This window comes from Arthrobacter oryzae (genome assembly GCF_030718995.1).
GTDB lineage: Bacteria > Actinomycetota > Actinomycetes > Actinomycetales > Micrococcaceae > Arthrobacter > Arthrobacter oryzae_C.
The window spans coordinates 2250297-2271403 of sequence record NZ_CP132204.1; the positions used below are offsets into that span (position 1 = coordinate 2250297).

Annotated in this window: 19 protein-coding genes; 14 read left to right on the forward strand and 5 right to left on the reverse strand. The window is 66.6% G+C overall.

The genetic code is table 11. The features are described 5' to 3' along the window. The first annotated feature begins 48 nt into the window (after positions 1-48). Positions 49-648, forward strand: a complete 600-nt coding sequence (locus Q8Z05_RS10405) for a GlcG/HbpS family heme-binding protein (protein ID WP_305943374.1) — start codon at positions 49-51, stop codon at positions 646-648. 10 nt (positions 649-658) lie between these two features. Then, on the forward strand, positions 659-1345 hold the full coding sequence (locus Q8Z05_RS10410) for an ankyrin repeat domain-containing protein (protein ID WP_305943375.1): 687 nt from the start codon (positions 659-661) through the stop codon (positions 1343-1345). Positions 1346-1415: 70 nt separating this feature from the next. On the opposite strand, the gene Q8Z05_RS10415 is transcribed toward Q8Z05_RS10410, so the two are convergent. The 3 genes from Q8Z05_RS10415 to Q8Z05_RS10425 form a co-directional block, all read right to left on the reverse strand. Beyond that, positions 1416-2600, reverse strand: coding sequence for an acetyl-CoA acetyltransferase (locus Q8Z05_RS10415; RefSeq protein ID WP_305943376.1), 1185 nt, complete (start codon positions 2598-2600; stop codon positions 1416-1418). Further along, positions 2597-3295 carry a CoA transferase subunit B gene (locus tag Q8Z05_RS10420; protein ID WP_305943377.1) on the reverse strand — a complete coding sequence of 233 codons (699 nt, stop codon included), beginning with the start codon at positions 3293-3295 and terminating at the stop codon, positions 2597-2599. The genes Q8Z05_RS10415 and Q8Z05_RS10420 overlap by 4 nt, the downstream gene beginning before the upstream one ends. A gap of 99 nt (positions 3296-3394) precedes the next feature. Further along, a complete protein-coding gene (locus Q8Z05_RS10425; RefSeq protein ID WP_305943378.1) occupies positions 3395-4114 on the reverse strand; it encodes a CoA transferase subunit A in 720 nt (239 codons plus the stop codon). A 202-nt stretch (positions 4115-4316) separates the two neighbouring features. Between Q8Z05_RS10425 and Q8Z05_RS10430 the strand changes: the two genes are divergently transcribed. Next, positions 4317-5102 carry an IclR family transcriptional regulator gene (locus Q8Z05_RS10430; protein ID WP_305943535.1) on the forward strand — a complete coding sequence of 262 codons (786 nt, stop codon included), beginning with the start codon at positions 4317-4319 and terminating at the stop codon, positions 5100-5102. Positions 5103-5323: 221 nt separating this feature from the next. Here Q8Z05_RS10430 and nadE read toward each other — a convergent pair whose 3' ends face one another. Beyond that, the gene (gene nadE / locus Q8Z05_RS10435) at positions 5324-6145 is read right to left on the reverse strand and encodes an ammonia-dependent NAD(+) synthetase (protein WP_305943379.1); all 822 of its coding nucleotides are present in this window, start codon (positions 6143-6145) and stop codon (positions 5324-5326) included. 91 nt (positions 6146-6236) lie between these two features. Beyond that, positions 6237-7313 (reverse strand): LacI family DNA-binding transcriptional regulator, encoded by a 1077-nt coding sequence (locus Q8Z05_RS10440; protein ID WP_305943380.1) that lies wholly within the window; start codon positions 7311-7313, stop codon positions 6237-6239. 239 nt (positions 7314-7552) lie between these two features. On the opposite strand from Q8Z05_RS10440, the gene Q8Z05_RS10445 reads away from it, so the two are divergent. The 11 genes from Q8Z05_RS10445 to Q8Z05_RS10495 all read left to right on the forward strand — a co-directional run bounded on the left by Q8Z05_RS10445 (position 7553) and on the right by Q8Z05_RS10495 (position 21060). Continuing rightward, complete coding sequence (locus Q8Z05_RS10445; RefSeq protein ID WP_305943381.1) at positions 7553-8401, forward strand: sugar phosphate isomerase/epimerase family protein; 849 nt, start codon at positions 7553-7555, stop codon at positions 8399-8401. Beyond that, positions 8398-9408 carry a Gfo/Idh/MocA family protein gene (locus Q8Z05_RS10450; RefSeq protein ID WP_305943382.1) on the forward strand — a complete coding sequence of 337 codons (1011 nt, stop codon included), beginning with the start codon at positions 8398-8400 and terminating at the stop codon, positions 9406-9408. The genes Q8Z05_RS10445 and Q8Z05_RS10450 overlap by 4 nt, the downstream gene beginning before the upstream one ends. Positions 9409-9638: 230 nt before the next feature. Then, a complete protein-coding gene (locus Q8Z05_RS10455) occupies positions 9639-11162 on the forward strand; it encodes an ABC transporter substrate-binding protein (RefSeq protein WP_305943383.1) in 1524 nt (507 codons plus the stop codon). Positions 11163-11168: 6 nt separating this feature from the next. Further along, positions 11169-12110 carry an ABC transporter permease gene (locus Q8Z05_RS10460; protein ID WP_305943384.1) on the forward strand — a complete coding sequence of 314 codons (942 nt, stop codon included), beginning with the start codon at positions 11169-11171 and terminating at the stop codon, positions 12108-12110. Beyond that, positions 12107-13972 (forward strand): dipeptide/oligopeptide/nickel ABC transporter permease/ATP-binding protein, encoded by a 1866-nt coding sequence (locus Q8Z05_RS10465; RefSeq protein ID WP_305943385.1) that lies wholly within the window; start codon positions 12107-12109, stop codon positions 13970-13972. The genes Q8Z05_RS10460 and Q8Z05_RS10465 overlap by 4 nt, the downstream gene beginning before the upstream one ends. Positions 13973-13977: 5 nt before the next feature. Then, complete coding sequence (locus tag Q8Z05_RS10470; protein ID WP_305943536.1) at positions 13978-14853, forward strand: ATP-binding cassette domain-containing protein; 876 nt, start codon at positions 13978-13980, stop codon at positions 14851-14853. 72 nt (positions 14854-14925) lie between these two features. Further along, complete coding sequence (locus Q8Z05_RS10475; RefSeq protein WP_305943386.1) at positions 14926-15762, forward strand: sugar phosphate isomerase/epimerase family protein; 837 nt, start codon at positions 14926-14928, stop codon at positions 15760-15762. A gap of 32 nt (positions 15763-15794) precedes the next feature. Then, positions 15795-16961 (forward strand): Gfo/Idh/MocA family protein, encoded by a 1167-nt coding sequence (locus Q8Z05_RS10480; RefSeq protein WP_305943387.1) that lies wholly within the window; start codon positions 15795-15797, stop codon positions 16959-16961. Positions 16962-17066: 105 nt separating this feature from the next. Next, a complete protein-coding gene (locus Q8Z05_RS10485; RefSeq protein ID WP_305943388.1) occupies positions 17067-18128 on the forward strand; it encodes a LacI family DNA-binding transcriptional regulator in 1062 nt (353 codons plus the stop codon). Positions 18129-18214: 86 nt separating this feature from the next. Further along, positions 18215-19621, forward strand: a complete 1407-nt coding sequence (gene uxaC / locus Q8Z05_RS10490; protein ID WP_305943389.1) for a glucuronate isomerase — start codon at positions 18215-18217, stop codon at positions 19619-19621. Continuing rightward, on the forward strand, positions 19618-21060 hold the full coding sequence (locus tag Q8Z05_RS10495; RefSeq protein ID WP_305943390.1) for a mannitol dehydrogenase family protein: 1443 nt from the start codon (positions 19618-19620) through the stop codon (positions 21058-21060). The genes uxaC and Q8Z05_RS10495 overlap by 4 nt, the downstream gene beginning before the upstream one ends. The last annotated feature ends 47 nt before the right edge of the window (positions 21061-21107 follow it).

Genomic DNA, 21107 nt, shown 5'->3' on the forward strand with positions numbered 1-21107 from the left:
TTGAGCCCGGGACGTGAGTCCGGGGAGTCCCCAATTCCGAGGAGAACCGTGAAGAAGTCCACTAAAATCGCCGCCGCCGCTGCCGCCGGAGCGCTGCTCCTGACCGGAGGGCTGACGGCCGCGGCCAATGCGGGAACCATAGCTGCTGCCCCGGCGGGAGTTGCCGCCGTCGTGCCCGCGGCGGTGCCCGCCGTCGATGTCCAGCCGGCGCCCGAAACAGTGGTGGCGCAGAACCGGATCAGCGTGGGTGCCTCCGCCGAAGCCGTCAAGGCTGCCCTCGCCAAGTGCCAGGCCGACAAGCTGCCGTTCGTGACCGTGGCCCTGGTGGACCGGTTCGGCACGGTGCAGGCACTCCTCCGCGGCGACAACGCCGCTGAACACACCATTGAGGCGGCGCAGCAGAAGGCCTACACCGCAGCCGCCTTCGGTACGCCCACCAGCGAATTGGCCAAGCGCATCAACGGGAACGGCCCCAGCATCGCCGACCTTCCCGGCACACTCTTCCTGGCCGGCGGCGTCCCGCTCAAGGTCAACGGGGTGTCCGTGGCCGGCATCGGTGTGGGCGGCGCACCGGACGGCGCCCTGGACGAAGCCTGCGCCACCGCCGGAGCCGAGGCCGTCGCCGCTGCGGCCGGAACCGCGAAGTAGGCTCAGGTTCATGGTGCGGTTCAGGACGTGGCACAGGTGGGGGCTGCTTCCGGCGGCCGCCTGCGTGGCCGGTTGCCTGGCTGCCTGCCAGGCGGGCCCGGGGCAGCCGGAGCCGCTGGACTCCCCGCCGTCGACCGTTCACGTCAGTACCGCACCGGTGACGGAAACGGCCACCGCGACCCGTCCGGCGTTGTCCCCCGAGGCCCAAGCGGAGCTCGACCAGCGGCTGATCCGGGCCGCCAAAGCCAATGATGCCGGCGCGGTGGCGGAACTGATCAGCGCCGGCGGCGACGTCAATGCCAAGGACGCCATCCACGACTCGGTATTCCTCTATGCCGGGGCAGAGGGGTTCAACGAGGTGCTTCAGCTGACGCTGTCTGCCGGCGCGGACGTGCGCAGCACCAACCGCTTCGGCGGCACGGCGCTCATCCCCGCCAGCGAACACGGCCACGTGGACACTGTGCGGATCCTCATCGCCGCCGGCGTGCCGGTGAACCACGTCAACAACCTGGGCTGGACGGCCCTGCAGGAAGCCATCCTGCTCAACGACGGCGGGCCAAGGCAGCAGGACGTGGTCCGGTTGCTGCTCGAAGCCGGCGCCGACCCCGGCATCCGCGATCCGCAGGGCCGCACCGCGCTGGAGAACGCGGATCGGCTGGGGTTCACCGGGATCGCGGCCCTGATCCGGGGGCGCTAACCCAACTGAGTAGCAGCAGGTGTCGTTTTGAGGGTTCAAAACGACACCTGCTGCTACTTACATGGGTGGGTTAGACGGCCTCGAGCACGCTGACGTAGTTGGCTATGCCCACCCCGCCCATGTTCTGCACGGCGGCGCGGCGCGGATTGGCGAGCTGCATGCCGCCGGCTGTTCCGGTGAGCTGCATGGCTGCAATGACGTGCTGCGAGACGCCGGTGGCTCCGACGGGGTGGCCCTTGGCCTTGAGCCCGCCGGAGACGTTGACGGGCAGCCTGCCGTCCTTGAACACCCAGCCTTCCTCGACCGCGCGTACGCCCTGGCCGGGTTCGGTCAGGCCCATCGCCTCGTACATGAGCAGTTCGGCGATGGTGAAGCAGTCGTGAACTTCGGCGAAGTCCAGGTCCTCAAGCACGACGCCGGCCATCGCCAGTGCGCGCTGCCAGGACGCGCGGGTTGCTGCGAACGCGGTGGGGTCCCGCCGCTCGGTGGGGAAGAAATCGTTCGCGTGGCCGAAACCGGCGAGCCGCACCGGGGCAGTTGCCCCGCCGGTGGGCGAGACGGACAGCACGACGGCGGCGGCGCCGTCGGACACGGGGGAGCAGTCGGTGCGGCGCAGCGGGTCGGCGACCATGGGGTTCTTGTCCGAGACCGCGCGGCAGAACTCCTCGCCGAGATCCTTGCGGAGCTGGGCGTAGGGATTGTCCACGCCGTTGCGGTGGTTCTTCGCTGCGATGGTGCCCAGGACGTCGGAAACCGGTCCATAACGCTTCTCGTAGTGCTTGGCGACCTCGGCAAAGAGCCCGGTGAAGCCCGTGGTGGAGGCCTTGCCGGCCATGTCGTAGTCCGCGCCCAGCAGGGCCGCGCCCACAACGTCGGCGCCGGCGTGGGTCATCTTCTCGGCGCCGATCACCAGGACGGTCTTCGCGGTGCCGGCCAGCAGGGACTTGGTGCCCTGCTGGAAGGCGGCGGAGCCGGACGCGCAGGCATTCTCCACCCGCGTGGACGGGACGTTGGCCAGCTGCTCGGAGACCTGCAGGGCCAGCGAGGACGGGAAGGCCAGCGGCATCATGCCGGAGTTGAACTGCCCGAGGTAGATTTCGTCGATCTGGCCCGGCTCGATGCCTGCGTTGGTGATGGCCTCGCCGGCCACCTGCACGATCAGGGACTCGAGCGTCTCGTCCGTGAGCTTGCCGAAGCGGCTGTGGCCCCAGCCGGTGAGCAGGACGTCCTTGCCGAACTGGTCTTTCAGGCTCATGCTGTGGCTCCTTCCAGGGCGGGGGCCGCGTCGTTCCCGAGGGCGACGACGAAATCGGCTTCGGTCTTCTCACGGATCTCATCAAGGGTGACGCCGGGGGCGAGTCGGGTCAGGGTGAGCTGCCGGCCGCCGCCTGTTTCTTGTTCATTCTTCACAAGGTCGAAAACCGCGAGGTCGCTGATGATCCGGTCCACGCAGCTCAGCCCGGTGAGGGGCAGGGTGCATTCGTTGACGATCTTCGCCGTACCGTCCTTGGCGTTGTGTTCGGTGAGCACCACCACGCGCGGGGTGCCGGCCACGAGGTCCATGGCGCCGCCCATGCCCTTGACCATCTTGCCGGGGATGGTCCAGTTGGCGAGGTCGCCGCTGCCGGAGACCTGCATGGCGCCCAGGATGGCGACCTTCACGTGGCCGCCGCGGATCATCCCGAAGGACGTGGCCGAGTCGAAGATGCTGCCGCCGGGCAACACCGTAACGGTCTGCTTGCCGGCGTTGATGAGGTCCGCGTCCTCCTCGCCCTCGTAAGGGAAGGGGCCCATGCCGAGCAGGCCGTTCTCACTCTGCAGGACCACACGGACGCCGTCGGGCAGGTTGTTGGCCACCAGCGTGGGGATGCCGATGCCGAGGTTGACGTAGTCGCCGTCGTTCAGTTCTTCAGCCGCGATGGCAGCCATTTCATCCCTGGTCCAGGCCATGGGGTTCTCCTTGGTTTCGTGAAATCTGGGGGCTTAAGTGTTCGTTCGCGCTGTGGGTCAGGCGGGGACGGGAGCCTCGGCGCGCCGGGCTGCGGGGTGCTAGGCGGGGACGGGAGCCGCGGCGCGTGTGCGGACCGTGCGCTGTTCGATGTCCTTGACCCTGCCGCTGGCTTGGACCAGGCGCTGGACGAACACGCCGGGGGTCACGATGTGGTTGGGGTCCAGCGGGCCCGGCTCCACGATCACTTCGGCTTCGGCGACAGTCACCGCGCCCGCCGTTGCCACCACGGGGTTGAAGTTGCGGGCGGTATAGCGGTAGATCAGGTTGCCGTCCGTATCTGCGGTGTGCGCGTGGACCAGTGCGACGTCGGCCACGATGGCGCGCTCCTGAACGTACGTTTCGCCGTCGAACTCCGCCAGCGGCTTGCCCTCTGCGACGAGGGTGCCCACGCCCGTCTTGGTGTAGAAAGCCGGGATGCCGGCACCGCCGGCGCGGAGGCGCTCGGCGAGCGTGCCCTGGGGGGTGAATTCGACCTCGAGCTTGCCGGCAAGGTACTGCTCGGCGAAGAGCTTGTTCTCGCCCACATAGGAGGCGATCACCTTGCGGACCTGTCCCGACTCGATCAGCAACCCAAGGCCCTTGCCGTCCACGCCCATGTTGTTGGACACCACGGTGAGGTCTTTGACGCCTGAATCGCGGACAGCCTCGATCAGGTCCGCCGGGATGCCGCTGAGGCCGAAGCCGCCCACCGCGAGCGTCATGCCGTCCCGCAACACGTCCTGCAGTGCGGCGGCCGCAACGGATTTCACCTTTGACATTGCATCTCCTCGTTGAGCTTTTGTCTGTCATCCACTTTGTGGACTGATCGTCTGGTCTTGGAGCCTACGGTGCGTCTTCTGCGCCTGTCAACGGGAAATTCCGGGCTTATATATGGCCTTTTTACAGTGTGGACCGTAGCCTTTTATGTGTCCACAATATGGATACTTTAGGCAAAGCTGACAAAAGAACTTGAGGTGGATGATGACGTCACAACCGGTCCAGGGCGCACAAGTCGTCAGCCGCGTGGCGTCCCTGCTGCGCATTGTCGGACGCAAACCGGAAGGCTCACCGCTGGTCGAACTGGTCCGCGAGTCCGGCCTCACCCGCCCCACTGTGCACCGGCTGCTGAGCTCGCTGGCCTCCGAAGGGCTCCTGGACCAGGACCCCCAAAGCGGCAACTGGGTGCTGGGCCCGGAAATCCTGCTGATGGGTTCCGTTGCCTCAGCCCGTTTTCCGCTGGAAGACATTGCGCGCCCCAGCCTGCGCCGGCTGGCTGAAGAAACCGGGGAAAGCGCCTTCTTCTCCATCCGTCGCGGAGCGGAAACAGTGTGCCTGCTCCGGGAAGAAGGCAGCTTTCCAGTGCGGTCCTTTGTGCTTCATGAGGGCGTCCGCTTCCCGCTGGGCGTGGCATCCGCCGGAACCGCGATCATGGCATTCCTGCCGGAAGCCGAGCAGGAGGAACTGTTCGCAGGCTGGGCCGGGCATGCTGGCCGGTTCGCGGCGGCCCACACCGAGGCCCTGGTCCGGGAGAACCTGGCCAGGACCCGGCAAGCCGGATACTCGGTGAACCCGGGGCTGGTGCTCGAGGGAAGCTGGGGGATGGGAGCCGCGGTCTTCGATCAGCGCGGGCGCCCCGCCTGGGCGTTGTCGCTGACCGGGATCGAACCACGCTTCCGCGGCGACCGGCAGGAAACCCTGGGCCGCCTCCTGCTGGAGGAGGCGCATCGGGCCTCCACCCTGCTGACGCGGTCACCGGGCGGCGCCTAGGGGTTTGGAGAGGAACCGGCAACGGCGGGCGCTGGTCCTGTCCGGCGGAGCCAACCGGCCGCCATGGGGCACATTGACACGGACACGCCGGCATTTGGGGCCGGAAAGGGCCAGCCAAGGTTCAAAGTGCCCCGGTTTGGCCCGCCGCCGGCCGAAGCGCAGTGCCGCAGGGGGGCTTCAGCGGGGGTGCCGCCCGGCCGGGCGGCACCCCCAATCTAGGGCTATTTCCACCAGGTGTCGAAGATGGTGACCGGGACCGTGCGCTTGTGGCGGGTGCGGAGGTACTTCTGCTCGATCGACTCGGCAACGGCGTCGGGGACGTCGCGGCCTTCGAGGTAGTCGTCGATCTGGTCGTACTTCAGGCCCAGTTCGTCCTCGTCGGTGCGGCCGGGTTTGCCGTCGAGGAGGTCGGCCGTGGGGACCTTTTCCCAGATCCGGGCCGGAGCGCCGAGCTCAGCGAGGAGTGCCCGGTTCTGGCGCTTGTTCAGCCCGAACAGCGGCAGGATGTCAGCGCCGCCGTCGCCGTACTTGGTGAAGAATCCGGTGACGGATTCGGCGCCGTGGTCCGTGCCGATCACCAGGTAGTTGTGCTCGCCGGCGAGGGCATACTGCGCGATCATGCGGGTGCGGGCCTTGGTGTTGCCCTTGTGGAAGTCGGAGATGCCGTTGCCCACGGTCTTCTCGAACTCGTCCTCGAAGCCGTCCACCGCGGCGGAGATATTGAACGTCCACTCGGTCTTGGCCTTGATGAAGTCAAGGGCGGCCTGGGCGTCGTCCTCATCATGCTGCACGCCGTACGGAAGGCGGACCGCCACGAAATTGGCTTCCGTTCCTTCGGCCTCGAGCTCTTCGACGGCAAGCTGCGCGAGCCTGCCCGCGAGCGAAGAATCCAGGCCTCCGGAGATGCCCAGGACGTAGCCCTTGGTGCCCGTTGCCTTGAGGTATTCCTTCAGGAAGGTGACGCGTTTGCGCACCTCCCCGGCGGGGTCGATCCGGGGCTGGACGCCCATTTCTTCAATGATCCTGGCCTGGAGTTCGCGCATGTGATCCAGACTAGTCAGCAGTGTCAACCGTGCTCAACTGTGTCCGCCTGAACCAGGCAGGGAATTACGCCGTACGGGGTGCCTGCGGCCCCTACGCCGTACGGGGTGCCTGCGGCCTCGCATCCGCCGTACCGGCCGCCTGAGGACCTGCATCCGGCGCGGGCCCGGTGGAGCCGCGGACGGTGAGGTGGGTGGGCATCACGGACCGGCTCCGGGTGCCGCCGCCGGCCAGCGGGTTCAGCTGGGCCAGCAGCATGGACACGGCCACCCGGCCGGCCTGTTCGATCGGGGACGCCATGGTGGACAGCGGCGGATTGCAGAAGTCGGCGCCGAAGATGTCGTCGCAGCCCACAATGCTCATGTCTTCCGGAACCCGGATCCCGCGTTCGCGCAGCCGCTGGAGCATGCCGATGGCAATCAGGTCGTTGAACGCGATGCAGGCAGTCACACCGCTGTGCACGGCGGCGTCCGCGGCGGCTGCTCCGGATTGCGTCTTGGGGGCGAACGGTCCCAGCCGGCGCACTTCCACGCCGCGCTCCTCGGCCGCGGCCGACAGCGCAATCCAGCGGCGTTCGCTGGACTGGGACGAGGGCGGCCCGGCCATGTAGGCGATCCGGGTATGGCCCAGCGAGATGAGGTGGTCCAGGGCCTGGCTGGTGGCGGACGGGGTGTCGATGAGGACTGCGGGGACACCGGGGACGTCACGGTTGATGGTGACCATGGGCATCTTTGCCGCAGCCGCGAGCAGAGCCTCGTCACTTAGCCGGGAGGCCGCCACCACGATGCCGTCCGCACTCTTGCGCAGCTGCTCCATGGTGCTGGCTTCCACTTCGTCGGATTCCTCCGTGTCCACCAGCAGCTGGGTATAGCCGGCCGCCTTGAGCTGGAGCTGGGTGCCCCTGATGAGGTCGAAATAAAAGGGGTTGGTGATGTCGGGGACAAGCACTCCCACCGCGCCGGTGCGGCCTGAACTCAGCGCCTTTGCCTGGCTGTTGGGAATGTAGTGCAGCTGCGCCGCGGCCGCCTCGATCCGCTGGCGCGTCCTGATATTGACCCTGTCCGGAGTGGAAAGCGCCCGGGAAACGGTGGAGGCCGCCACACCGCAGAGCGCCGCGATGTCGTGGATGGTGGGCGGGCGGTCCACTGCTGCTGGTTGCGTCGTAGCCACGGCGCTCCTCTCTGAACGTGGTGGCCGGGCCGTGACGGCCGGGTCGGTTGAACAGGACTGTGACTGCCGACACAGATCCGCTCTGCCAAGAATGCCACAGATTGTCAAAGAATGGCAACCGGTTGTCATCAGCCGCCGCGCTGGCTAAACTAGGCGGGACACCGTTTGTGAACTGCGTCACCGCGCTGGAGCCGAATGAGGGCTGCCCGCGCGGCGGCCGCGAAACCCAGGAGATCCGCGTGAGCGAAACAACAACCGCAGTCTGGCCGCTCTCAGGCTTCGGCGATGAAATTGATCCGGACCCGGTAGTGCAGGCCGCCGTGCTGCTGGCCCTGGGCGCCAGCCACATCGAAGTGCGAAGCGCCTGGGGCACCAATGTTTCCGAGCTGGAACCGCAGCAGGTTGCCACGCTCAAGGACATCCTCGACGAAAAGGGCCTCAAGGTGTCCGCAGTGGCCAGCCCCATCGGCAAGGTGGACGTGAGCCTGCCGGTGGAACACGAGCTGGAGCGCCTCCGCCAGATCATCTCCGTGGCCAAGGGCCTCGACACCAAGTACATCCGGATCTTCTCCTTCTACCGCGCGGACGGCCAGAGCGCTGAAGGCATCCGTGACGAGGTCATGGCCCGCATGGGTGCGCTGGCAGCGCTGGCTGACGAGTCCGGCGTCGTACTTCTGCATGAAAACGAAAAGGGCATCTACGGTGACACCCCCGAGCGCGTCCTGGACATCATGACGACGGTGGACTCCCCGGCGCTGCGCATAGCCTGGGACAACGCCAACTTTGTGCAGGTGGGCGTCAAGCCCTACACCGACGGCTACGCGATGCTGCGGCCGTACCTCGAGTACTTCCAGGTCAAGGATGCGCTGTCCACCACCGGCGAAGTGGTGCCCTCCGGCGAAGGCGACGGCGAACTGGACGCCACCATCGCCGCCCTGAAGGCGGACGGCTTCACCGGCTTCGCCTCCCTGGAACCGCACCTGGCCAGCGCCCATGAGCTGGGCGGCTTCTCGGGGCCGGTGGCCTTCGGCATCGCGGCCCGGGCCTTTGCCGCGCTGGCCGCGAAGAACGGCGTTGAACTCTCTTGAGTACGACGGCGGCGGTCATCGGCTGCGGCGACGTTTCCGCCGTGCACTTCGAGGCGGTGGCAAAGCTCGACGGCGCCACGCTGGTTGCGGTCTGTGATGCGGACCCGGGGCGGCTGGCGGCCGCGGTGGCCGCCTACGGCGTCCCCGGCTTCGCCGATCACTTGAGCCTGATCGACGCCGTGCGGCCGGACGTGGTGCATATCTGTACCCCGCATGACCAGCACGCCTCGCTGGCTGCGGACTGCCTGGAACGCGGCGTCAACGTCATTGTGGAGAAGCCCCTGGCGCACACCCTGGCCGAAGGTGCGCGGCTGGTTGAAGCCGCCTCGGCCGGCAGCGCGAAAATCGCCGTGTGCTTCCAGAACCGGTACAACGCAACGTCGCAGGCCATGCATGCCCTGCTGCAATCCGGCGAGCTGGGGTCCGTGGTGGGTGCGTCCGCAACCGTGCTGTGGCAGCGCTCGGCCGAGTACTACCAAAGCCGGCCGTGGCGCGGCACCTGGGCCGCTGGCGGCGGCGGGCTGATGATGAACCAGGCCATCCACACCGTGGACCTGCTCCAATGGCTGGTGGGGGACGTGGTGGCGGTCAGCGGCAACGCTTCCACGCGGTTCCTGGGCGAAACGATCGAGGTGGAGGACACCGCGGAATTCGTGGCGGAGCACGCCAATGGTGCCCGGAGCGCGTTCTATGCCACCCTGGCCAACGCGTTCAACGCACCAGTGACACTCGACGTCGTCACGGAGAAGGCGGTGCTGAGCCTGCGGGGAGACTTGACGGTGACCCATGAGGACGGGCGGGTCGACGTCGTTCCGGAGCGCAGGAGCGACTCCGGCGGCAGGTCCTACTGGGGTGTCTCGCACGAGCTGCTGATCAAGGACTTCTACGCCCGGCTGGACGACGCGGAACCGTTCTGGATCAGCCCTGCGGAGGCGGAAAAGTCGCTGCGCATCATCAAGGACGTCTACCGGCAGAGCTACCCCGAGGCTGCCGACCACGTGTCCTGAGGCCCGCCGCAACCGTTGGTAAGGGCCTGCGATCGCAACCGGTTGTATGCCGAAAAACGTTTTAGAACGTTTCATTTCTGAACACCACGCGGCAACATTGCAACATCTTTGACAATCGGTTGCCAAATAAAGCAACAATGCGTACTCTGAATCTCACACGGCCGGTGTGGTCCACGCCACACCGGCTTCATTCTGCAAGTCCCACGTTCCACAGATCCAAGGAGCCAACAATGAAGTTAGGTCCCAAGGCGGCAGCAACCGCCCTCACAGTCAGCGCCGCGCTCGCACTGACCGCTTGCGGCGGCACCGCAAACTCCGGCCCGGCCGCAGCTGCTGCCACTGCTCTGACCATCGGAACCATCCAGGACGTACGGTCCTGGGATCCTGCCCAGGCACATGTTGGCCACGTTTTGCAGCCCTACCAGGCCGTCTACGACACGCTGATCCTGCGCGAACCGGACGGAAAGCTCAGCCCTATGCTGGCGACCGAATGGAAGTACAACGAGGCCAACACCAAGCTCACGGTTGACCTGCGCACCGACGTCACTTTCAGCGACGGCGCCAAGTTCGACGCCGAGGCTGCCAAGGCCAACATGGACCACTTCAAGAAGGCCAACGGCCCGCAGATGGCCCAGCTCGCGTCGGTCTCCGATGTTGCCGTTGTGGATGCGGACACCATCGACATCAACCTCTCCACGCCGGACCCGGCACTGGAGTACTTCCTCAGCCAGGCCGCCGGCCTGATGGGCAGCCCCAAAGCCCTCGGCTCCGAAGGCATCAAGACCGAGCCGGCAGGCTCGGGCCCGTATGTCATGGACAAGGCCGCGTCGGTCAAGGACTCCCAGACCGTGTTCAATGCGCGCAAGGACTACTGGAACAAGGACCTGCAGAAATACCAGAAGCTCACGTTCAAGATCCTGGCGGATATCACGGCGCGCACCAACGCCCTGGTCTCCGGCCAGGTCGACGCCACCATCCTGGATCCCAAGACGGGCAAGCAGGCCGAGGGCGCCAAGATGAAGCTCGCCGCGAACGAGGTGGACTGGCAGGGGCTGCTGCTGCTGGACCGCGACGGCGCCAAGAACCCGGCACTGAAGGACGTCAAGGTCCGCCAGGCCATCAACTACGCCTTCGACCGCAAGACCATCCTGGACCAGGTCATGCTCGGCCAGGGCACTCCCACGTCACAGCCGTTCGGCAAGGCCAGCGGAGCCTGGACCGAAGAGCTGGAAAACCACTACAGCTACGATCCGGCGAAGGCCAAGCAGCTCCTCAAGGAAGCCGGCTACGAAAACGGCCTCACGCTGGAAATTCCGGCCGTCCCTAACTTCGAAACCCAGATCTCCGTGGTGAAGCAGCAGCTGGCTGACGTCGGCATCACACTCAACGTCGGTGCTGCGCTGACCAACACGTTCACCTCCGATGTGGCCGCGCAGAAGTACACCACCATGTACTTCTCCCTCTTCCAGGGCGAGCCCACGGTTGCCATCAACCAGATCATCTCCACCAAGGCGCTTTACAACCCGTTCAAGAACGCCAACCCGGAGCTGGACGCCAAGATCGAGGCCGTGCGCGCCGGTGGAGCCGACGCCGGAAAGCTGGCCCAGGACGTCAACAAGTACGTGGTGGAGCAGGCCTGGTTCGCACCGCTGTTCCGCGTCAACCAGATGTACTACCACAACTCCAAGGTTGACGTGACGCCGCAGATCCAGCAGGCCGTCCCGTCCATCTACAACTACTCACCCGCCAAGTAGGACACCATGATCAGGTTCATTGCGAAAAGGCTGGGCAGCGGGGTGGTGGTGCTGTTTGTTGTCTCGGCACTCACTTTCTTCCTGCTGTACATGTCCAGCGGCAGCATCGCCCGGAACATCCTGGGCGATCAGGCCACCGCTGAACAGGTGGCCTTGAAGGAACAGGAACTGGGGCTGGACCAGCCCCTCGTTGTCCGCTACTTCGCGTGGGTGGGTGATGCGCTGACGGGGAACCTTGGTGCCTCATGGTTCACCTCCGAACCGGTGGCCAACTCCCTCGCCAGCCGGATTCCGGTCACCATGACCATGGTCTTCACCGCAATGATCCTGATCGCCATCTGTGCCGCACTCATCGGTGTGGCCGCCGCAGTCAAGCGCGGCTGGGTGGACAGGGCGGTCCAGGTTGGCGCCATCATCGGCGACTCCGTCCCGGGGTTCGTCATCGGCGTCATCCTGGTCACCGTCCTGGCCATCCAGCTGGGCCTCTTCCCCGCCACGAGCACCATTTCACCGGACTCCGGCGCGGACGCCTGGGTCTATTCGATGTCCCTGCCGGTGATCGCCCTGCTGATCAACGGCGTCACCGGCGGCGCGCAGCAAATCCGTAGCGCCGTCATCAAACAGCTTGAGCGGGACTACGTCCGCACCCTGCGCAGCCGGGGCATCGGAGAGCGCGAGATCCTGTTCAAGCACGTGCTGCGCAGCTCCGCCCCGGCTGGCCTGACAGTGCTGAGCCTGCAGCTGATCGGCATGCTGGGCGGCGTGGTGATCATCGAGCAGATCTTTGCCCTCCCGGGCATGGGACCGCTGGCGGTCACGGCAACCACCCAGACGGATCTTCCGGTGGTGATGGGCGTCGTGATGTACACGGTGGTCGTCGTCATCGTGGTGAACCTGCTGGTGGACATCCTTAATGGCTGGCTCAATCCGAAAGTGCGTGTGTCATGAGCGATTCTGTAGAAACGGCCGCGGTCACCGCAGCTGCCTCCCCGATGCAGGCCGGCCAATCCGGCACGGTGGTCCGCTCCAACGTCTTCAAGCGCCTGGTCAGGAACCCTCTCGGCATCGCTGCGCTGCTGATCCTGCTGACCATCTCCCTGCTCGCACTCCTTGCCCCCGTCCTGGCGCCGTTCGACGAGAACTACGCGAACATTGCCAAGACCCTGGCCGCGCCCGACTCGGTGAACATCCTCGGCACGGACAGTGCAGGCCGCGATGTCTGGAGCCGCCTGCTCTTCGGTGCACAGCTGACGCTGCTGTCGGCTTTGCTCTGCGCCGGCGTCGCCATCGCCATCGGCCTGCCGTCCGGGCTGATCGCCGGCTACTACTCCGGCACGTTCGAGGCCGTCTCCAACTGGGTTGTCAGCATCACCATGAGCCTTCCCGGCCTCATCGTGCTGCTCACCATCCGGGCCGCCTTCGGCCCCTCGGTCTGGATCTCGATGATTGCCTTCGGCATCCTCATCAGCCCGGCGTATTTCCGGCTGACGCGCACCGCCGTCCAGTCCGTCCGTAACGAGCTCTACGTTGACGCCGCCCGGGTGTCCGGGCTTTCGGACTGGAGCATCATCGCCCGCCACATCTTCTCCGTGGTCCGCGCCCCGATCATCATCCAGACCGCGGCCATTGCCGGGGTGGCCATCGCTATCCAGTCCGGGCTCGAGTTCCTGGGCCTGGGCGATCCTTCCAAAGCGACCTGGGGCGTGATGCTCTCCGAGGGCTTCAAGAACGTCTACCTGACTCCCACCCTGCTCTTCTGGCCCGCCCTCGCCATGGCACTCACCATCGGCGGCCTGGTTTTGCTGGGCAACGCCATCCGCGATGCCCTGGAGGACGGGGAAAAGATCAAGCACCGCAAGAAACAGGCAGCGCCCGGCACGGGAGCGAGCACGACGGCGGCATCCGCCACGGTGCGCCCGTCACGCAAGGCGGCGGTTGCCGCCGTGGACGCCGGCACCGAGCACCACCTGGTGAAGGTGACCAATCTCGGCGTCGGCTATCCGCAGGCTGACGGTTCCATCAAAAAGGTGGTGGACGACGTCTCCTTCCACGTGGACCGCGGCGAGATCCTTGGCATCGTGGGGGAGTCCGGCTCCGGCAAGTCCCAGACAGCCTTCTCCATCCTGGGCCTGCTTCCGGACAACGCCCGCATCGTGGCCGGCTCCATCCAGTTCGACGGCAACTACACCGTGGCCCCGGGCGACGAACGCGTCAACCAGGCGCGGCTGTCCACGCTGCGCGGCAAGCGGATTTCCTATATTCCGCAGGAACCCATGAGCAACCTGGACCCCGCCTTCACCATCGGCTACCAGCTGGTCACGCCCATGGTGCGGGTGCTCGGCATCAGCAAGGACGAAGCCCGCAAGCGGGCGCTGAAGCTCCTGGCCGACGTCGGCATCGCCAATCCGGAACGGACCTTCAATGCCTACCCGCATGAAGTCTCCGGCGGGATGGCCCAGCGCGTGCTGATCGCCGGTGCCATCAGCTGCGAACCGGACCTGGTCATCGCCGACGAGCCCACCACGGCCCTGGACGTCACGGTGCAGGCGGACGTGCTGGACCTCCTGCGCGAACTCCAGCAGCGCCTGAACATCGGCGTGATCCTGGTGACCCACAACTTCGGGGTGGTGGCGGACCTCTGCGACAGGGTGGCCGTCATGCAGAACGGCCGGCTCGTGGAGGAAGGCTCCGTCCGCGACATCCTCCGCAACCCGAAAGAGCGGTACACGCAGACCCTCCTGGCCTCCATGCTTGAAGGCAAAACCCCCATGTCCATGCTTGTATCCAGCCAGAAGGAGCCGGTCGCGTGAGCACTGTGGAAGTCAAGGAAACCACCCCGCTCCTGAGGGTGGACAACCTGGTGGTCGAATACCCCAGCAAGAAGTTCCGGGCCAAGCCGTTCCGGGCCCTGACGGACATCAACATCACCATCGGCCGGGGCGAGACCCTGGGCCTGGTGGGGGAGTCGGGTTCCGGCAAGACCACCCTTGGCCGGGCCGTCCTGGGCCTTGCCCCCGTGACGGGCGGCAAGATCATGTTTGAAGGCAAGGACATCAGCCACGCCACGCGGAGGCAGCGGCGCGTCCTGAGCCGGGACCTCCAGGTGGTCTTCCAGGACCCCTACACCTCGCTGAACCCGGCGCTGGAAATCGGCGACATCCTGGCCGAACCGCTCGGCGTGCAGGGCATGGAACCGTCGGCGGCGAAGAAACGGGTCCGTGAACTGCTGGACCAGGTGGGACTGCCCTCGGACGCCATCCATCGCCTGCCCCGGGAATTCAGCGGCGGCCAGCGGCAGCGCGTCGCGATCGCCCGGGCCCTGGCCCTCTCGCCCAAACTGATCGTCTGCGACGAACCCGTCAGCGCACTGGACCTGTCCACCCAGGCGCGTGTACTGGACCTGTTCCTGCAGATCCAGAAGGACACCGGCGTGTCCTACCTGTTCGTCTCCCACGACCTGGACGTCGTACGGCACATCAGCCACCGCGTTGCCGTGATGTACCACGGCGAGATCGTGGAGCAGGGTCCGGCCGACGTCGTCACCCGGGACCCGGAACACCCCTACACCCAGCGGCTCCTGCTGGCGTCCCCGGTGCCCGACCCGGACCGCCAGGAACAGCGCCGGGCGGACCGCCACCGGCTGCTGGACATCCAGCGGCAGCAGCTGGAACAGGCCGGCGCCCCCGCCTAAGGGCGGGTGCCGGATGCAACACAACACGCATAACTACGGAGGAACACAGTGGCCAAAATAGGCGTACAAGCGATGATGCTGAAAGGCAGCTTCAGCGAACTCGGGGCGTTCGAAACGCTCCGCAAGGTCAGCGCGATCGGTTACAACGCCGTCGAGATTTCCCAGATCCCGATGACCCCGGAGAACGTTGCGGAGCTGGACCGTTCCCGCAGTGAACTGGGCATGGACATTGCGGCACTGTCCGTGGCGATGGAAACCCCCAAAGGCATGCCGGCCGATTCGCTGAAGGACGATTTTGACAAGATCGTGGACGACGCCAAGCGGCTGGACAGCAGGCTCCTGCGGATCGGCATGCTGCCGTTCCCGGCCATGAAGTCGATCCACGCCGTGGTGGACTTCGCCAAGCAGGCCAACGAGTACGCGGAGCGGCTGCAGGAGCAGGGCATCGGACTGTATTACCACAACCACCACATCGAGTTCGCGAAGTTCGATGGCAAGTACATGCTGGACGTCATCGCCGAGAACTCCCCGGCCATGGGCATGGAAATCGACGTGCACTGGGTGCAGCGCGGCGGCCTGGACCCGGTCCGCACGCTGGAGAAGTACGCCGGCCGCACCGCCATGGTCCACCTGAAGGACTACAGGATCGGCCAGATGCCGGAAGCCTCCTTCGGGATGCTGGAAAGCGGCGACTTCGCGGGCTTCATGGCGGAGTTCCGGAACGTGGTGCAGTTCGCCGAAGTGGGCGAAGGCAATCTGGACTTCGCATCGATCATCCCGGCCGCAGAGGCTGCCGGCGCCCAGTACATGCTGGTGGAGCAGGACGAGCTGTACGGCCGCACCGTCTGGGACGCGCTTCAGACCTCCTACGACAACCTGACTGCCATGGGCCACTCGAACCTTTTCTAGATCCGCCACCACTGACAACGGAGAATCAGCACATGAGCAAGAAAGTACGCCTCGGCATCATCGGCCTGGGCCAGCAGGGCGGCGCCTACGCCAGGTTCATTTCGGACGGACTGGTCCCGAACATGGAAATCGGCGCCATCTGCGACACCGATCCCGCGAAGAAGGAACTGGCCGCGGCCACCTACCCGGACGTCCCCTTCCATGACGACTACATCGCCATGCTGGAAAGCGGCGACGTGGACGCCGTCGTCACCTGCGTGCCGCACTTCCTGCACCCGGAAATGGGCATCGAGACGCTCAAACGCAACATCCACGCCCTGGTGGAGAAGCCGGCAGGCGTGTACACCAAGCAGGTCAAGGAGCTCAACGAGTTTGCCGCGGGCAAGCCCGAACTGTCCTTCGCCATCATGTTCAACCAGCGGAACAACCCGCTGTACCGGAAGCTGAAGGAAATCGTCGAGAACGGCGAGATCGGCGCCATCCGGCGCACCAACTGGATCATCACCAACTGGTGGCGTCCGCAGGGGTACTACAACTCCAGCGAATGGCGCGCCACCTGGGGCGGCGAAGGCGGCGGCGTGCTGGTCAACCAGGCTCCGCACCAGCTGGACCTGTGGCAGTGGATCTGCGGCGTGCCCAAGTCCGTCTACTCCAAGGTTGCCTACGGGTTCCGCCGCGACATCGCCGTGGAGGATGAAGTCACTGCGGTAGTGGACTACGGCAACGGTGCCACCGGCGTCTTTGTCACCGCCACGCACGACATCGTGGGAACCGACCGCTTCGAGATCCTGGGCGACCAGGGCAAGATCGTCGTCGAAAATTCCAAGACGGCCACCGTGACCCGCCTGAAGAAGCCCGAGCGCGAACTCAGCGACGCCATGGACATGGACGATGTCCGCAAGCTCTTCATGGGCGAGCTGAACCCCGAGCAGTACTACACCACCGAGGTCATCGAGTTCGAGTCCGCGTGGGGTGCGCAGCACTCCGGCGTCCTGGAGAACTTTGCCGCCAACATCCTGGACGGCACCCCGCTGCTGGCCCCGGGATCGGACGGCATCAACGGCGTCCGCTTGGCCAACGCCATCCACCTGTCCAGCTGGACCGGCACCGAAGTGGGCCTGGACTTCGACGAGGACGTGTTCCTGGCCGAGCTGAACAAGCGCATCGCGGACGAGGGCAAGTTCGCCGAGCGCAGCTAGCCCCTTGCCACCAGGCCCAACTGGGTAGCAGCAGGTGTCGTTTTGGGCGCCCAAAACGACACCTGCTGCGACCTAGTTGGGCTGTTTCATCGTTAGGATGGGGCGGTGACTGAACCCAAGACGCCGGACGCCGCCGCACCAGCCAGTCCGGCCAAAAAGCACGCCCGCGACGGAAAATCCAACGCCACGATCTACGACATTGCCAAGGTTGCCGGCGTCAATCCGTCCACGGTTTCCCGGGCGCTCAGCAAGCCGGGCCGGGTCAGCGCCAAGACGCAGAAACTCATCGAGGACGCGGCCGCCGAGCTGAACTACCAGGTCAACCCGTTCGCCCGCGCCCTGCCCACCGGCCGCACCAACACGTTCGGCCTGATTGTCGCGGACATCACCAACCCCACGTTCTTCGACATCATCCGCGGGGCGCAAACCACCGCCACGCTGCGCGACTACACCCTGGTGCTGGCCGAATCCGCCGAGTCCGGGGTTACCGAGCTCACTGCGGCCCGCCGGATGATGGCCACCGTTGACGGCCTCATCCTGGCCAGCCCGCGCATGGATGACGACGACATCCGCGCCCTGGCCCGGGACAAGCCCGTGGTGGTCATCAACCGCGAGGTGGACGGCGTTCCGTGTGTGGTGCCCGACGTCAACAAGGGCATCAGCGAGGCAGTGCGCAGCCTGGCCGCCAACGGCCACCACAAGGTTGCCTTTGTTGCCGGGCCGCCGCAGTCCTGGATGTCCGCCCGGCGCTGGGAAGGCGTGCAGGCCGCCTGTGAATGGTCCCGGCTTGAAGCCGTACGGCTGGAATCGAGCAAACCCACGGTCGACGGCGGCAGGCAGGTGGCGCGCGACGTCCGGGCCACCGGGGCGACGGCAGTGCTGACGTACAACGACCTCCTGGCGATCGGGCTCATGCAGGAACTCCAGGCCGCGGGCCTGGTGGTGCCGGACCAGATCAGCATCGTGGGCTTCGACGACATCTTCGGCGCGGATTTCACGACGCCGCCGCTCACCACCGTGCGGTCGCCCCTGGGGGAGTGCGGCTCGGGCGCCACCACCCTGCTGCTTGACCTGTTGCACGGTACGGGGGAGCCGGCGGGCACCCTGCGGGTCGAAACGGAGCTGGTGCTGCGGGGCTCGAGCGGACGGCTCCTTCCCGCGGGCTGAGTCGCGACCCCCATCCCACCCGCAACTTAATGGCAATTAATGGCAACCGGTTGACAAAGGCCTAAGGCAGGCCGGACCATTGATCTATGTCACAGTCGATTGCCGCCAACCCAGACCGGCTCCTGCCCGCGGATCCCGGAACGCGCAGCATTGCGCGCGACCTCCTGCAGCGCGTCCAGGACCTCCCCATCATTTCCCCGCACGGGCACGTTGACGCCGCAGTCATCGAGCAGAACACGCCCTTTCCGGACCCGGCAGCGCTGCTGGTCAGCCCGGACCATTACGTCACCCGGTTGATCCATGCCAGCGGTGTTCCGCTGGACCAGCTCCGGCCTTCCAGCACCACCCAGCCGGGCTCCCGCGCCGTCTGGCACGAGTTCTGCAAGGCCTGGCCCCTGTTTGAAGGAACCGCTTCCGGCTACTGGCTCCGCACCCAGTTCAGCAGCGTCTTCGGCCTGGCGCAGGAGATCAGCGCCGAGACCGCCGATGCCAGCTACGACGCCATTTCCGCCAAGCTGCTGGAGCCCGGCTTCCGCCCCCGCCAGCTGTTCAAGGACTTCAACATCGAGGTCCTGGCCACCACGGACGATCCCCTGGACAGCCTGGCCAGCCACAAGGCCATCGCCCAGGACCCCACGTTCCACGGACGGGTCCTGCCCACGTTCCGCCCTGACGCCTACCTGAACATCGCGCACCCCGAGTGGTCCGCGAATGTTGACCGGCTCATCGCGGCAGCGGGCGACGGCGCCAGCGGCTATGCCGGCTACATCACTGCGCTGGAGAACCGGCGTCGTTATTTCGTGGAACACGGCGCGGTGTCCGCGGACCACGGGGTCCGCACGCCCGCCACGCTCAAGCTCGACGCCGGCGATGCGGCGAAGCTGTTTGAGCGTGCCCGCTCGGGCCAGGCGACGGCGCAGGACCGCGAGGATTTCGAAGCCCACATGATGTACCAGATGGCGCGGATGTCCGTGGAGGACGGCCTGGTCATGACCATCCACCCGGGCTCCTACCGCAACCACCACGGCCCTACCTTCGAGAACTACGGCGCCGACACCGGCCACGACATCCCGTTCGCCGTCAACTACACCGAGGCGATCCGGCCGCTGCTGCAGGACTTCGGCACCGCCAAGGACTTCCACCTGGTGCTCTTCACCCTGGACGAGACCGTGTTCTCCCGCGAACTGGCACCGCTGGCAGGCTTCTACCCGTCCGTCTACCTGGGCGCCCCGTGGTGGTTCCTGGACGCACCGGACGCCATGCTGCGCTTCCGCTCGGCCGTCACCGAGACCGCCGGCTTCTCCCGCTCGTCCGGGTTCATCGACGACACCCGCGCCTTCTGCTCCATCCCCGCCCGCCACGACGCCTCCCGCCGGATCGAGGCCTCCTTCCTGGCCCGCCTCGTCGCGGAGCACCGTGTCAGCGAAGAGCGCGCCCACGAACTGATCGTGGACATCGTGGACGGCTCTCCCCGGAAGGTCTTCAAACTGTGAGCATCGACCTGCAACCTGAAGATGCCGGAAAAGCAGAGCCCGCTGTGGAACTTCCCCGGCTGAACCGTAGCCTGCGCCCGTCGGCAAAGGCTCCCGTGCGCATCGTGCACCTGGGGCTGGGCGCCTTCCACCGCTCGCACCAGGCCTGGTACACCCACCAGGCGGGCGACGCCGCGGACTGGGGGATCGCCGCCTTCACCGGCCGCCGCCCCGACGCCGCCCTCGCCCTGGCTGAACAGGACGGCCTGTACACCGTGGTGGAACGGGCCGATGCCGGTGACTCGTTCACCGTTGTCAGCAGCATCGTGGAAGCGGTGGACGGTGCCGACGTCCAGCGGCTGGCGGAGCTGCTCGCGGCTCCCGCCACCGCCGTCGTCACCCTGACCATCACCGAAGCCGCTTACCGGCTCGGCGCCGACGGGCAGCTGGACCGAAAGGCGCACGACGTCGTCGCCGACCTTGCGCTGCTGGCCTCCGGAGACGGACAACCGGCGACGCCGCTGGGCCGGCTGGTGCTGGCCCTCGCCGCCCGCCGGGCTGCCGGAGCGGGACCACTCGCCGTGGTCTGCTGCGACAACCTCTCCAACAACGGCACCGTCGCGCACAACGCCGTGACGGGCATGGCCGGGGCCTGGGACGCGGACCTCGCCGACTGGATCGACGCCAACATCAGCTTCGTCAGCACCTCGGTGGACCGCATCACCCCGCGCACCACGGAGGCGGACATCGCCGCCGTGCAGGCCGCGTGCGGCTACCGGGACAATTCCCCCGTGGTGGCCGAACCGTTCTCCAACTGGGTGCTCAGCGGTGAGTTCCCCGCCGGACGCCCGCAGTGGGAAGACGCCGGCGCGGTCTTCGTGGCAGACATCGAGCCGTACGAAAACCGCAAACTGTGGCTCCTGAACGGCGCGCACTCGCTCCTGGCCTACGCGGGCCAGCTCCGCGGCCACGCCACCGTGGCCCAGGCACTGGCGGACCCGCTGTGCCTGCGGGCCGTTGAAAGCTTCTGGGACGAGGCCGAGGCGAACCTTTCCGGCACGGAGGGGACCGCAGACCTGCAGATCCCCGAGTACCGGCGCGCGCTGCTGGCACGCTTCAGCAATGCCCGGATTGCCCACCACCTCGCGCAGATCGCCATGGACGGCAGCACCAAGCTGCGGATGCGCGCCGTTCCGGTGCTGCAGGCCGAACGTGCCGCGGGCAGGTCCGGTGCGGCTGCCGCGCTGATGATTGCCGCCTGGATGGACTACAGCGCTGCCGCGGCGGAGCTCCAGGATCCGCTGGCCAGCCAGGTGGCAGAAGCCAACCACCTCAGCGGTACGGACCGGATCCGTGCCCTGCTGGCGCTGGTGGATCCGAACCTGGCCGGGGACGCCGCCGTCGTGGCCCTGGTCGAAGACCTGTGCGGAACGTTCGGGGAGCGGGCTGTCTCCCCCTAGCGTCCTCCGCACACGCGCTGCCGCCCGGCTCCCGCATCGAGGGGGCC